Here is a 12,185-nt window from a genome sequence, read left to right on the forward strand (position 1 = left end):
ACGGCATCCGAAGGTGATCACCTCGACGCCGCTCACCGCGCCTCGGCTCCCTGCGCCTGATCACGCGACCATGAACCGGTCGAGGGATCGACGGTCCCCGACCATTCCCACTCGGCCGGACCCGTCATGATGACGTGATCGTCGCGTTCGCGCCATTCGATGGAAAGCGAGCCGCCGCCCGGGCTGCTGGCAACCTTAATCGCGACCTTGCGACCGGTGCGGCCGGTGCGGGCAGCCGAAACGGCGGTGGCGCAAGCGGCAGAACCGCAGGCAAGCGTCAAGCCGGCGCCGCGCTCCCAGGTCCGCGTGGTGATCGCCTCCGGCGAGGTGACCTGCGCCAAAGTGATATTGGCGCGCTCCGGAAACATCGGATGGTTCTCGAGCAGCGGGCCGAACCGGCCGAGATCGAAGGACATCACGTCCTTGTCCACCCAGAAGATCGCATGCGGGTTGCCCATGGACATCGTCGAGGGCGAGTGCAGCACCGGGTTGTCGATCGGCCCGATCTGCAGCTCGATGCGGCTCGTATCGTGGAATTCCTCGGCAAGCGGGATCTTGTCCCAGTCGAAAACGGGCTTGCCCATGTCGACGGAGATCGTGCCGTCCTCATGCTCGACGGCATTGAGGATGCCGGCGACGGTCTGGAAAGTGAAGACCTTCTTGCCGGTTTCGGAGGCCAGCGCCTGCACCACGCAGCGCGTGCCGTTGCCGCAGGCTTGCGCCTTTGATCCATCAGAATTCACGATATCGATCCAGGCATCGGTGCCCTGAGCCTTCGGGTCATGGATCGCCATGATCTGGTCGAAGGCGGTGTCCGGATTCGCATTGAGTGCAATCGCCGCACCCGGGGTCACCTTGTCCGGACGGCCGCGCATATCGACGACCAGGATCTTGTTGCCAAGCCCGTTCATCTTCGCGAATTCGACCGTTGCGCTCATGGGAACCATTCCTCTGTCATCGGCTGTATATGACGGAAATGCGGGGGAATTACCAGTGGGTGCGGCGGATGCCAAACTCTCCCCTGGAGCCTCGCCGCCGGAGAATTCCATGGCGGCTGGACGGCCTCATATTTAAGAATGATCACAACTATCTAGCGCTTTTCCTCGGTTGAAGGCATTCTTGGCGATCGAATGCGTGTTTTTGGCATGGGAGGATCGCCGATGCGCTGCGTCACGGTACTTGGGCCCTCGCAGACGGGGAAGTCAACGCTCGTCACAAAGCTGGCTTCGCTCGAAGGGACTCCGAAGAAGTCCGTTTCTCCTTACGGATTGAGCTTGACGGAATTCGAATTCGGAGGCGAAGCGTGGTGTGCGCTGGACACGCCCGGCACGAACGAGTCGCTGGCGCTTGCACAGGATTCGTTGCTGGCGAGTGACGCTTGCATACTCTGCGTGTCGCCGGCGCCGGAGGAGGCCGTGCTGGCGGCACCCTATCTTCGCGCTATCGAAGCCTCGGGAACGCCTTGTATCCTCTTCGTCAACCGGATCGACGAACCGCGCGGGCGGCTGCGCGACATCATCGCCTCCTTGCAGGCCTATTCGAGCCATCCGCTTGTGCTCCGGCAAGTGCCGATCCGCGAAGGAGAAACGATCGTCGGCCACTGTGACCTGATTTCGGAGCGCGCCTGGCGCTATCGCGAGGGACAGGCATCCGCCCTCATAGAACTACCCGCGAGTGCTGCCGAACGCGAGCACGAAGCGCGCTCCGAACTGCTCGAACAGCTTTCCGAATTCGACGACTGGCTCCTGGAAGAAATCATCGAAGATCGCGAACCGGCAAGCGACGCACTCTTTGCCATTGCCTCCCGCACGCTCAAGGAAAACAGGATCATTCCGGTGCTGTTCGGTTCGGCGTCTCACAGCAACGGCATCACGAGATTGATGAAGGCACTGCGCCACGAGGCGCCGCCGGTCGAAGCGCTGAAGAGCCGGCTGGCTGGCGCCGCCGGCGCCGACGAAGCGGCATTGGCTACCGTTAGCCTTCATGCCTATTACCGGGCAAACATCGGAAAGACGATCCTCGCCCGTGCGCTCACTGACGGTCTGAAACAGGGTACGACGCTCGGCGGCTCAGGGCTCGGCTCGGTTCAGGAGGCGGGAAACGGCCGCCCGCTTGCCGGCGGCGTAGCGCGTGGCGCCGTTTTCATGGCCGTCAAGTCGGACCATCTACCCGCTCCCGCCCTGCTGACCTCTGCCGACGTACTGGAGCCGCCCGCCTGGGCGGCCCCACCGACGCCGATGCTCGAGCGCATCCTCGTGCCGGGCAGCGAGCGCGATGAGACCAAGCTCTCGGCGACGCTGGCGAAGCTGGCTGAAACCGATCGCGGCCTGAAGGTGATGCAGGAAGAAGGGACGGGCGCACAGCTCATCTGTACGCAGGGGCCGGTACATCTGCGCGATCTATGCAAGACCCTTTCAGAGGTCTTCCGCGTCGAGGTGAGCGAACGCTCTCCGAACCCGATCTATCGGGAAACGATCTCGAAGCCCTCCAACGTCCATTACCGTCATCGCAAGCAGACCGGTGGTGCTGGACAGTTCGCAGACGTACAGCTCATCGTACGTCCCAACGAACGGGGGCAGGGTTTCACCTTCGACGAGACCGTCAAGGGCGGCACCGTTCCCCGAAACTACATACCGGCCGTGGAGGCTGGTGCCCGCGAGGCCATGGAAAAAGGGCCGCTCGGCTTTCAGGTGATCGACGTGGCGGTCACGCTGACGGACGGCCAGTACCACTCCGTCGACAGTTCCGATTTCGCCTTCCGGGCAGCCGCCCGAATGGGCGTCCGGCAAGCCTTGTCGCAGGCGTCTGCCGTGCTGATGCAGCCGGTTGCCCGTGTCGAGATCCACATCCCCTCTGTCTTCTCCGGCAGCATGGTGGCGATCGTCTCCGCGCTCAAGGGCCAGGTGCTTGGTTTCGATCGGGATGAGAACGCCAAAGGATGGGACCTCTTCCGCGCGCTGGTTCCGGGTGCAGCACTCGACGAGCTGGCGCGGGCTCTGCGCTCCGCCACGCAAGGGATCGGATATTTCTCCAAAGCGTTCGACCATTTTGAAGAGATCTACGGCAAGGAGGCTGACACGATCATCAATACGCACGGTTCCGGAACGCAGGCGCACTGATCAGGCCGCCGGCACGTCGAAGACCTCGCCTGCCCTGAGCGGCCGGAATCGCTCCGGAGAAACGCCGTGCTCGCTCATGGCTAATTTCAATGCTGTGACCGGCTCATCGATCGCCTCATCAGTCAGCTGGAACGTGGCGAAGTGATGCCCTGCCACGTAAGCAGCATTGGCCAACTTCATGCCGATTACAGCCTCCAACGGATTCTGATGCTGCCCCTTCATGAACCAGCGCGGTTCGTATGCGCCGAAGGGCAGGACGGCAAGCCGGAAGGCACCGTGCTTCTGCTGCGCCGCACTGTAATTGGCGCCGCCGTGAAAGCCGGTATCTCCGATGTGATAGATCTTGCCAGCCGGCGTCGATAGGACGAAGGCCGCCCATAACGCCATCCGGCGATCGCCGGTGCCGCGCGCCGACCAATGGTGCGCAGGCTCGGCATCGATGCTTATGCCGGCAAGCGAGATGCGCTCGCTCCAGTCCATCGCCGTCACCTGCATGTCAGGAACGGCACGGCGAACGATCGTATCGTTGCCGAGTGGGGTCACGACATGCGGCCGATGCTTCACCTGCAGCCGCTTGAGCGTTGCGATATCGAGATGATCGTAGTGGTTATGGGAAACAAGCACGAGATCGATCGGCGGCAGGTCGTCGAATGCGATGCCTGGTGCGACGACGCGCTTCGGGCCGGCAAAGGTGAAGGGGCTGGCGCGCTCCGACCAAACCGGATCGGTGAGGATATTGACGCCCGCGACCTGGATCAGCATCGTCGCATGGCCGACCATGGTCACCCGCAGATCGTCACCTTCCACGCGCAGGTCCGGTTTGGCCGGGGCGAACGGACTTGGAACCGACCTCGGCCATTGGTCACGGCGACCGCCGAACTGCCATCGCAGCAAATCGCGGAAGCCAAGAGGCTCGATGCCATCCGGATTGAAGAATTGCGTACCGTCGAAGTGATCGGAGGCGGGGCCTTGATAGTAAGGATTGGGTCTTTTGGCATTGGGCATGCGGAAGCGTTCCATTTGAATGGAAGAAGGATCTGGGTTCGCGCGCGTGCTTTTGAAAGTCCAGGGCGCGGTCTTTTCTAGGGCTTTCCCTTGACACCAGCCGCGTTTTCCTGTTTACCGCCGCTCAATCTGCGACGAGCACAAGCCTCGAGCCACCGACCGGGACCCGCAAAGGTATAAAGAGATCCCGGAGGTCCACACCCGACAGCGCGATGCGCCCTCGGGTGCTTTTTGGCTTTGCGTCTTGTTTTCGTCAAGGAAAAGCACGACGTTTCCGGGCATATTCCACCCGCCCGAAACGTATCAAGGAAGAGCCGATGTTTGAAAACCTCCAGGACCGTCTTGGATCCATCCTGAATGGACTGACAGGCCGTGGCGCGCTTTCGGAAGCCGATGTTTCCGCAGCGCTGCGCGAGGTTCGCCGTGCGTTGCTGGAGGCTGACGTCGCTCTCGATGTCGTGCGCCACTTTACCGACCGTGTGCGCGAAAAGGCCGTCGGCGCCGAGATCCTGAAGTCGATCAAACCCGGTCAGATGGTCGTCAAGATCGTCCATGACGAGCTGATCGAGATGCTCGGCGGTGAAGGCGTGGGCGTCGACCTTCATGCGGTTGCCCCGGTTGTCATCATGATGGTCGGCCTGCAGGGCTCCGGTAAGACGACGACGACGGCGAAGATCGCAAAGCGGCTCACCGACCGCGAGAAGAAGAAGGTGCTGATGGCGTCGCTCGATACGCGACGCCCGGCCGCCCAGGAGCAGCTGCGCCAGCTCGGCGTGCAGACCAATGTCGACACGCTGCCCGTGATATCAGGCCAGTCGCCGACCGATATCGCCGCGCGCGCGGTGCAGGCCGCGAAACTCGGCGGCCATGACGTCGTCATCCTCGACACCGCCGGCCGCACGCATATCGACGAGCCCTTGATGGTCGAAATGGCCGACATCAAGAAGAAGTCGAACCCGCATGAAATCCTCCTGGTCGCCGACTCGCTGACCGGTCAGGACGCCGTCAATCTGGCGCGTAATTTCGACGAGCGCGTCGGCATCACCGGCCTGGTGCTCACCCGCATGGATGGCGATGGACGCGGCGGCGCCGCTCTTTCGATGCGCGCCGTGACAGGCAAGCCGATCAAGCTGATCGGCGTCGGCGAGCGGATGGGCGAGCTCGAAGAATTCCATCCCCGCCGCATCGCCGATCGCATCCTCGGCATGGGCGACATCGTTTCGCTCGTCGAGCGCGCCGCCGAAAACATCGATGCTGAAAAGGCGGCCGCCATGGCCGCCAAGATGGCCAAGGGCAAGTTCGACCTGAACGACCTCGCCGACCAGCTGCGCCAGATGCAGAAGATGGGCGGCATGGGCGGCATCATGAGCATGATGCCCGGTATGGCCGGCATGAAGGACAAGATGGCCTCGGCCGGCTTGAACGACAGCCTGTTCGGCCGCCAGCTCGCCATCATCTCCTCCATGACCAAGGCCGAGCGCGCCAATCCGGACCTGCTCAAGCATTCTCGCAAAAAGCGCATCGCCGCCGGCTCCGGCACTGACGCCTCCGACATCAACAAGCTTCTCAAGATGCACCGCCAGATGGCGGACATGATGAAGATGATGGGCGGCAAGGGCAAAGGCGGCATGATGAAGCAGCTGATGGGCGGCCTTGCCGGCAAGATGGGCCTGGGTGGCCCCGGCGGCATGGGCGGCATGCCCGATCTTTCGAATATCGACCCGAAGCAGCTCGAAGCGCTTCAGAAGCGGGCTGAGGCTGCGGGTCTTGGAAAGCCGGGCGGGGGCATGCCCGGTCTCGGTGGTATGCCGGGGGGGTTACCGGGCCTTGGCGGCGCGAAGCTGCCGGGCCTCGGCGGTGGTTTCCCGGGCTTGCCCGGATTGCCGAAGAAGAAGTGAAAGGATCGCCTGTCCCATGATTGATCCAGAAGTCAAAGCCCAGCTTTCGAGCTATCGCCAGTCGATCGACAATATCGACGCCGCGCTCGTTCACATTCTGGCCGAACGTTTCCGCTGCACCAAAGAGGTCGGCGTACTGAAGGCCAAATACAAGCTGCCGCCGGCTGATCCGGCGCGCGAAGAATACCAGATCGCCCGTCTTCGGCAGCTTGCCGAAGACGCGCATCTGGATCCGGATTTCGCCGAGAAGTTTCTGAACTTCGTCATTAAGGAAGTCATCCGGCATCATGAGCAGATCGCTGCGGATCACGCTGAACAGAGCGCTGCAGCAAAATGAACCATACCGCCCCACGAAGCGGTCAAGAAAAGCCTAAGGAGTAAATGAATGGCACTGAAAATTCGTCTCGCCCGCGGTGGCTCCAAGAAGCGCCCGTACTACCACATCGTTCTCGCCGACGCCCGTTCGCCGCGCGACGGCCGTTTCCTGGAAACCCTCGGCTCCTGGAACCCGATGCTCGCCAAGGACAACGACGCTCGCATCAAGCTCGACAACGACCGCATCAAGCATTGGCTTGAGCAGGGCGCACAGCCGACCGACCGCGTTCTGCGCTTCCTCAACGAAGCCGGCCTCGCAAAGCGCGACTCCAAGAACAATCCGGAAAAGGCAAAGCCGGGCAAGAAGGCTCAGGAGCGCGCTGCTGAAAAGGCTCAGAAGGCTGCTGACGCCGCCGAAGCTGCAGCTTCCGCAGAATAATTTCGGGATCATATCCTGATCGGACGGGCGGCATGGCGACATGCCGCCCGTTTTCGTTTTCATTCTGGCGGACTTCGTTTATGAGAAGCCAGATTTCCGGCTTCACATGAAGGGTCCCATGACAAAGCTTGAAAACCCCGTGCTGATGGCGACGATTGGCGGTGCGCAGGGCATCCGGGGCGAAGTGCGTGCCAAGGCTTATACCGCCGACCCCACGGCGCTCGGCGATTATGGCCATCTCCACAGCATGGACGGACGGAGCTTCGAGATCCTCGAAATCCGCGAGATGAAGAATGTCGTCGTCGTTCGTTTCCGTGGCATCAACGATCGCAATGCTGCCGAGGCGCTCAACGGCCTGGAACTTTACATCGAGCGCGACAATCTACCCGACGACGAGCTGGAGGAAGATGAATTCTTCTACGCCGATCTCGAAGGGCTGGAAGCTTTGGACGACAAAGGCGTCAGCTACGGCACCATTACGGGCGTTTTCGACTTCGGTGCGGGCGACCTGCTGGAGCTGAAAGGCCCTGGCAAACGGCCCGTCCTCATCCCCTTCTCCGAAGCTTCGGTTCTCGAAATCGATCTCGAAGGCGGCACGATCCTGATCGATCCGCTGGCCGCGGGCCTCGTCGAAGATCCGGAAGACATATCGGGGCTCGCCTCCGGCAAGCCAAAGAAAAAGAAGTAACGCCATGGCTTTCCGGGCGACCGTGCTCACCCTTTACCCGGAGATGTTTCCGGGACATCTCGGCGTCTCGCTGGCCGGCAAGGCAATCGAGCGCGGGCAGTGGTCTGTGGATACCGTTCAGATCCGCGATTTTGCGACGGATAAACACCGCACGGTCGACGACACGCCGGCCGGCGGCGGCGCGGGCATGGTGCTGAAACCCGATGTGCTGGCACGTGCGATCGACAGCGTCTCGGAAGCCGGCAACCGCCCCAAGCTCCTGATGAGCCCGCGCGGCAAGCCGCTGACGCAAGAGCGCGTGCGTGAGCTTGCGGCGGGTGAAGGCGTCATCATCGTCTGCGGCCGCTTCGAAGGCGTCGACCAGCGGGTGATCGAGGCGCGCGATCTCGAAGAGGTTTCGATCGGCGATTATGTGCTTTCCGGTGGCGAGCCCGCAGCCCTGATCGTTCTCGACGCGATCGTACGTATCCTGCCCGGCGTGATGGGCAACGATCTGTCTGGTCTGCATGAGAGTTTCGAAGGCGGCCTGCTCGAGCATCCGCACTATACGCGCCCGCAGGCATGGGAGGGCCGTGAAATTCCGGCAATCCTCACTTCGGGCAATCATGGCGCCATCGAAAAGTGGCGCCATGAACAGGCCGTCGCCCTGACGAAGCAACGGCGACCCGACCTTCTGGAAGAATAGGACGCCCGGCCGAAACCGGGCGCGCATTATCGGTCAGGTAGCGGCGCCGACAGCAGAGCCGCGTGCGCTCATGCGCAGCACATAATAGACCACGCCACCGATGCCGACGCCGAAAAACCAGCCGTAGGTTCCCCACCATTCCGGCAGAATCGACGTGAAGGTCGGCAGGATCGACGAAAACAGCGCGCCGATCACGAAAGCGATGAAGGCATTCGTATGCCAGCCGCCCTGGAAGCGGAATTCGCCGTCTTCCTGATAGAGCGCCGCCACGTTCAGCTCGCCCTTCCTGATCAGATAGTAGTCCACCATCATGACCCCGAAGATCGGGCCCATCGTCGAACCGATGAAATTGACGAAATGTGCCGCCCCCGTCTCCCACGGCGCGAACGGATAGAGCACCAGCGCAATCAGTGCGGCGATGTAGCCGCCCCGCTTGAAGCTGATCTGGCGCGGGAAGACGTTCGAGAAATCAAACGCCGGCGAGACGAAGTTTGCGACCACGTTGATGCCGAGCGTTGCGACGGCAAAGGTGAGGGCCGCAAGCAAGGCCAGAAACCAGCTGTCGAACTTCGCCGAGATCGCTTCCGGATGCAGCAGCACCTCGCCATAGACGATGAACGCCGCCGTGGTCGTCACGCCTGCCACAAGGCAGAAGGCCAGCAGATTGATCGGCAGGCCCCAGAGATTGCCCTTGCGCAAGGTTTTGGTGTCCTTGGCGTAGCGGGAGAAGTCGCAGAAGTTCAGGTAAAGCGCCGCAAAATAGGTGATCCAGGTGGCGGCGACGGCCGCAAGCGCCGGGAAGGAACCGGGCTCGCCGGGAACCCCAGCATCCTTCGTTTTCTCCAGCAGCACGTCGCGCGGGATTTCGCTACCGAAGGAGAAGGTGCCTGCCTTCACCACGAGATAAACGGCGAGGATGAGCATCATGATCCAGACGGCCGGACCGGCCAGATCCTGGAACTTGCGCACCGTCTCCATTCCGCGCTGGATGATGAGCAACTGCAAGGCCCACACGACGACATAGCAGATAACTTCGAGGGTCGAATGGCCGAGCATGTGGCTGTTCTGGTGGAACGCCAGCATGTTCTCGTTACGGACGAGAAGGGCGACGATCGCGCCGGATGCGGCCGCCGTCTGGGCGCCGTACCAGAAGCAGGCGACCACGGCGCGCACCAGCGCCGGCACGTTTGCCCCGAAAGTGCCGAACGAGGCTCGCGCCAGTACCGGAAACGGAACGCCCGTCTTGACGCCGGCATTGCCGACCAGGCTCATTAGGAAGAAGATCACCAGCGACCCGATGCCGATGGCGATCACGAAGTTGATGAAGCTGCCGCACAGTAGAAAAAGGCTGGCGGCTAGATAATAGCCCCAAAGGCTATGAACGTCCGATGTCCAGACGTTGAAGATGCTGAAAGCTCCCCACTTTCTTTCTTCTGCCGGCGCAAGATCTTCATTGTGGAGCGAGGCAGACGGATTCGTTATTGTCATGATTACCCCTCTAAGTTCCCCTGGGCAAATCGAGGCCCGTGGCGAATGTGCCGCAGGAATGGGGATTTGACAAATATTTAATCGCAGCGCGAATGCGCTTAATAATTCAGCATTGATCGATATCGCCTCGCCGGCAAGGCGCTTCGGTGCCATTTTTTCCCGGCAAGGGGTGACAAGCCTACCGCTTTCGTGTATTGGCGCACGCGGAAATGGGGCTAGCCCTGTCGACCAGCAACAAAGAATGGCGAATCCGCTCCCGCCCGCGAAGGGCAAAATCCCGAGGCAAGTCCCAAAGGATCACCTGTCGAGCGCTCTGGCTGTTTCAGAAGAACCAAAGGTTAAGACGATGAACATCATTCAGCAGCTCGAGGCCGAACAGGCCGCCAAGATCGAGGCCAAGCGCACCCTTCCCGAATTCTCCCCGGGCGACACGCTCCGCGTCAACGTGAAGGTCACGGAAGGCACCCGTACCCGTGTCCAGGCTTATGAAGGCGTCTGCATCGCCCGCTCCGGCGGCGGCCTGCAGGAAAACTTCACCGTCCGCAAGATCTCCTACGGCGAAGGCGTCGAGCGCGTATTTCCGATCTATTCCCCGATGATCGAAAGCGTAGAAGTCGTTCGCCGCGGTAAGGTCCGTCGCGCGAAGCTCTACTACCTGCGCGACCGTCGCGGCAAGTCTGCCCGTATCGTCGAAAACACCGGCACCCGCGCCCGCAAGCTCAACGACGCAGAGCGTCAGGCCGTTGCCGAGGAAAAGGCACGTATCGAAGCTGAAAAGGTTGCAGCCGCTCAGGCTCTCGCAGCCGAAAAGGCAGCAGCCGAAGCCGCAGAAGCAAAGGCAGCTGCAGAAGCGGCAGCCGCTGCGGAGCCGGCAGCAGAATAAGTTCTGCGCAACGCAAAATTCTTGCATGAAAAGGCGGTCTTCGGACCGCCTTTTCTGTTTTTGCCCCGGCCACACCTTGCAATGCTCTTGCCATCGCCTTTGCAACTATGACAATTTTCGACGAAACGCATTTCACCGGAGAACTTTCATGCCGTTCCGCCGAACTGTTCTTGCAGGCATCGCCGCTCTCGTTCTTTCGCCGCTTGCAGCGTTTGCGGCGGGTCTGCCGGACCTCGGAGGCAGAACGGTGGTCGTCGTCACGGAGAACGCCTATCCGCCGCTGCAATTCGTCGATCCGAAGACAGGCAAGCAGATCGGCTGGGAATATGACGCGATGAACGAGATTGCCAAACGGCTGAACTTCAAGGTCGAGTACCAGAACACCAGCTGGGACGCGATGATACAGGCCGTGTCCGACAATCAGTACAACATCGGCATGACCGGCATCACCATCAAGGACGACCGCAAGCAGAAGGTGGATTTCTCCGATCCCTACATGCGCTCGCAGCAATTCATGCTGGTGCGTGGCGATGAAAACCGCTTCACGGATGCCAAGACCTTCGGCGAATTCAAGGATGGCCTCATCGGCGCGCAGCCGGGCACCTCGCCCTTCTATACGGCCGTCTATGAGATTCTGGACGGCAACGAGCAGAACCCGCGCGTCAAGCTTTTCGAAACCTTCGGCGCCACGGTTCAAGCCCTAAAGACCGGCGACGTCGATCTCGTGCTGACGGATGGCGTTGCTGCAAAGGGCTACGTGGATGCCTCGAACGGTGGCCTGAAAGTTATCGGCGGCCCGCTGGGCACCGAAGATTTCGGCTTCATCTTCCCGAAAGGCTCCGATCTGGTTGCCCCGGTCAACGCCGTAATCGCTACACTCAAGGCCGATGGCACATTGGATGCCCTGAACAAGAAATGGTTCCTCGACTACAAGATGGGCGAATGACGCGGGCAAGCCTCTGATGGCGCTGCAGCCCTCTCCTGCCGGAAATCTCAAGGGCGACTATCCCTGGTGGCTGGTCGCCCTTGCCGCGCTCGGCGTCATCCTGGCCGTCGTGATCGTCATCAACGGCATCTATGCGCAGGTCTTCCGGACCGTCGTCAACGGCGTATGGATCACCATCTTCGTGACACTGGTGGCTTTTGCGCTCGCGACCTTGCTTGGTCTTGGCATCGCCCTGCTCGGGCTTTCGGATAGCCTTCTCCTGCGACAGACGGCACGCTTCTATATCGAGATCATCCGCGGCATCCCGATGCTGGTGCTGCTCTTCTATGTCGCCTTCGTCGGCGCGCCGGGCATTGTCGCCGCCTGTAATTTCCTGATCACGCCGCTTGTAAAAGCCGGTTTGGCCGAACCGATCCTCGTGCGCGATCTTCCGCTGATCTGGCGCGCGATCATCGCGCTGATGATCGGTTATTCGTCCTTCATCGCCGAAATCTTCCGCGCCGGCATTCAGTCCGTCGATCCCGGCCTGATCGAAGCCGCCAAGGCGCTCGGTCTGTCGCGCTATCACCGTTTCCGGCTCGTCGTCTTTCCGCAGGCGATCCGCGTCGTCTTCCCGCCGCTGTCCAACGATTTCGTGTCCATGGTCAAGGACAGCTCCCTCGTCTCGGTTCTCGGCGTGTCCGACATCACGCAGATGGGCAAGGTCTATGCTTCCGGTT

The 12,185-nt window shown here is 61.3% G+C and carries 12 protein-coding genes; 9 read left to right on the top strand and 3 right to left on the bottom strand.

The features are described from left to right. Positions 1-32 precede the first annotated feature (32 nt). A complete protein-coding gene (gene dapF, locus ACPYOJ_RS31985) occupies positions 33-938 on the bottom strand; it encodes a diaminopimelate epimerase (RefSeq protein WP_481419841.1) in 906 nt (301 codons plus the stop codon). A 222-nt stretch (positions 939-1,160) separates the two neighbouring features. Between dapF and ACPYOJ_RS31990 the strand changes: the two genes are divergently transcribed. Next, the gene (locus ACPYOJ_RS31990; RefSeq protein WP_481419842.1) at positions 1,161-3,119 is read left to right on the top strand and encodes an elongation factor G; all 1,959 of its coding nucleotides are present in this window, start codon (positions 1,161-1,163) and stop codon (positions 3,117-3,119) included. On the opposite strand, the gene ACPYOJ_RS31995 is transcribed toward ACPYOJ_RS31990, so the two are convergent. Beyond that, complete coding sequence (locus ACPYOJ_RS31995; protein ID WP_481419843.1) at positions 3,120-4,124, bottom strand: MBL fold metallo-hydrolase; 1,005 nt, start codon at positions 4,122-4,124, stop codon at positions 3,120-3,122. Positions 4,125-4,441: 317 nt separating this feature from the next. On the opposite strand from ACPYOJ_RS31995, the gene ffh reads away from it, so the two are divergent. The 5 genes from ffh to trmD all read left to right on the top strand — a co-directional run bounded on the left by ffh (position 4,442) and on the right by trmD (position 8,149). Continuing rightward, positions 4,442-6,022: a signal recognition particle protein gene (gene ffh / locus ACPYOJ_RS32000; RefSeq protein ID WP_481419844.1), complete on the top strand. Its 1,581-nt coding sequence runs from the start codon at positions 4,442-4,444 to the stop codon at positions 6,020-6,022. A 16-nt stretch (positions 6,023-6,038) separates the two neighbouring features. After that, positions 6,039-6,359, top strand: a complete 321-nt coding sequence (locus tag ACPYOJ_RS32005; protein ID WP_168831709.1) for a chorismate mutase — start codon at positions 6,039-6,041, stop codon at positions 6,357-6,359. A gap of 48 nt (positions 6,360-6,407) precedes the next feature. Next, on the top strand, positions 6,408-6,776 hold the full coding sequence (gene rpsP / locus ACPYOJ_RS32010; RefSeq protein ID WP_168831710.1) for a 30S ribosomal protein S16: 369 nt from the start codon (positions 6,408-6,410) through the stop codon (positions 6,774-6,776). A gap of 118 nt (positions 6,777-6,894) precedes the next feature. Further along, the gene (gene rimM / locus ACPYOJ_RS32015) at positions 6,895-7,464 is read left to right on the top strand and encodes a ribosome maturation factor RimM (RefSeq protein ID WP_168831711.1); all 570 of its coding nucleotides are present in this window, start codon (positions 6,895-6,897) and stop codon (positions 7,462-7,464) included. A gap of 4 nt (positions 7,465-7,468) precedes the next feature. Further along, positions 7,469-8,149, top strand: a complete 681-nt coding sequence (trmD, locus tag ACPYOJ_RS32020) for a tRNA (guanosine(37)-N1)-methyltransferase TrmD (RefSeq protein WP_481419845.1) — start codon at positions 7,469-7,471, stop codon at positions 8,147-8,149. 33 nt (positions 8,150-8,182) lie between these two features. On the opposite strand, the gene ACPYOJ_RS32025 is transcribed toward trmD, so the two are convergent. Continuing rightward, entirely contained in the window at positions 8,183-9,637 is a 1,455-nt protein-coding gene (locus tag ACPYOJ_RS32025; protein WP_481419846.1) for an NCS1 family nucleobase:cation symporter-1, read from the bottom strand. Positions 9,638-9,983: 346 nt separating this feature from the next. Here ACPYOJ_RS32025 and rplS point away from each other — a divergent pair, with 346 nt between their 5' ends. The 3 genes from rplS to ACPYOJ_RS32040 all read left to right on the top strand — a co-directional run. After that, positions 9,984-10,520, top strand: coding sequence for a 50S ribosomal protein L19 (gene rplS, locus ACPYOJ_RS32030; RefSeq protein WP_168831714.1), 537 nt, complete (start codon positions 9,984-9,986; stop codon positions 10,518-10,520). A gap of 148 nt (positions 10,521-10,668) precedes the next feature. Beyond that, a complete protein-coding gene (locus ACPYOJ_RS32035; RefSeq protein ID WP_481419847.1) occupies positions 10,669-11,466 on the top strand; it encodes a transporter substrate-binding domain-containing protein in 798 nt (265 codons plus the stop codon). A 16-nt stretch (positions 11,467-11,482) separates the two neighbouring features. Beyond that, positions 11,483-12,185, top strand: a 703-nt coding sequence (locus ACPYOJ_RS32040; RefSeq protein ID WP_481419848.1) for an amino acid ABC transporter permease, incomplete at its 3' end; no start/stop codon positions are given.

The sequence above is a fragment of the Rhizobium sp. SVR5-9E genome, assembly GCF_056755095.1.

Coding starts and splice junctions, on each gene's coding strand:
- ACPYOJ_RS32005 (WP_168831709.1), top strand. CDS start 6,039: ATGATTGATCCAGAAGTCAAAGCCCAGCTTTCGAGCTATCGCCAGTCG.
- ACPYOJ_RS32035 (WP_481419847.1), top strand. CDS start 10,669: ATGCCGTTCCGCCGAACTGTTCTTGCAGGCATCGCCGCTCTCGTTCTT.
- rimM (WP_168831711.1), top strand. CDS start 6,895: ATGACAAAGCTTGAAAACCCCGTGCTGATGGCGACGATTGGCGGTGCG.
- ACPYOJ_RS31995 (WP_481419843.1), bottom strand. CDS start 4,124: ATGCCCAATGCCAAAAGACCCAATCCTTACTATCAAGGCCCCGCCTCC.
- ACPYOJ_RS32025 (WP_481419846.1), bottom strand. CDS start 9,637: ATGACAATAACGAATCCGTCTGCCTCGCTCCACAATGAAGATCTTGCG.
- ffh (WP_481419844.1), top strand. CDS start 4,442: ATGTTTGAAAACCTCCAGGACCGTCTTGGATCCATCCTGAATGGACTG.
- trmD (WP_481419845.1), top strand. CDS start 7,469: ATGGCTTTCCGGGCGACCGTGCTCACCCTTTACCCGGAGATGTTTCCG.
- ACPYOJ_RS31990 (WP_481419842.1), top strand. CDS start 1,161: ATGCGCTGCGTCACGGTACTTGGGCCCTCGCAGACGGGGAAGTCAACG.
- rplS (WP_168831714.1), top strand. CDS start 9,984: ATGAACATCATTCAGCAGCTCGAGGCCGAACAGGCCGCCAAGATCGAG.
- rpsP (WP_168831710.1), top strand. CDS start 6,408: ATGGCACTGAAAATTCGTCTCGCCCGCGGTGGCTCCAAGAAGCGCCCG.
- dapF (WP_481419841.1), bottom strand. CDS start 938: ATGAGCGCAACGGTCGAATTCGCGAAGATGAACGGGCTTGGCAACAAG.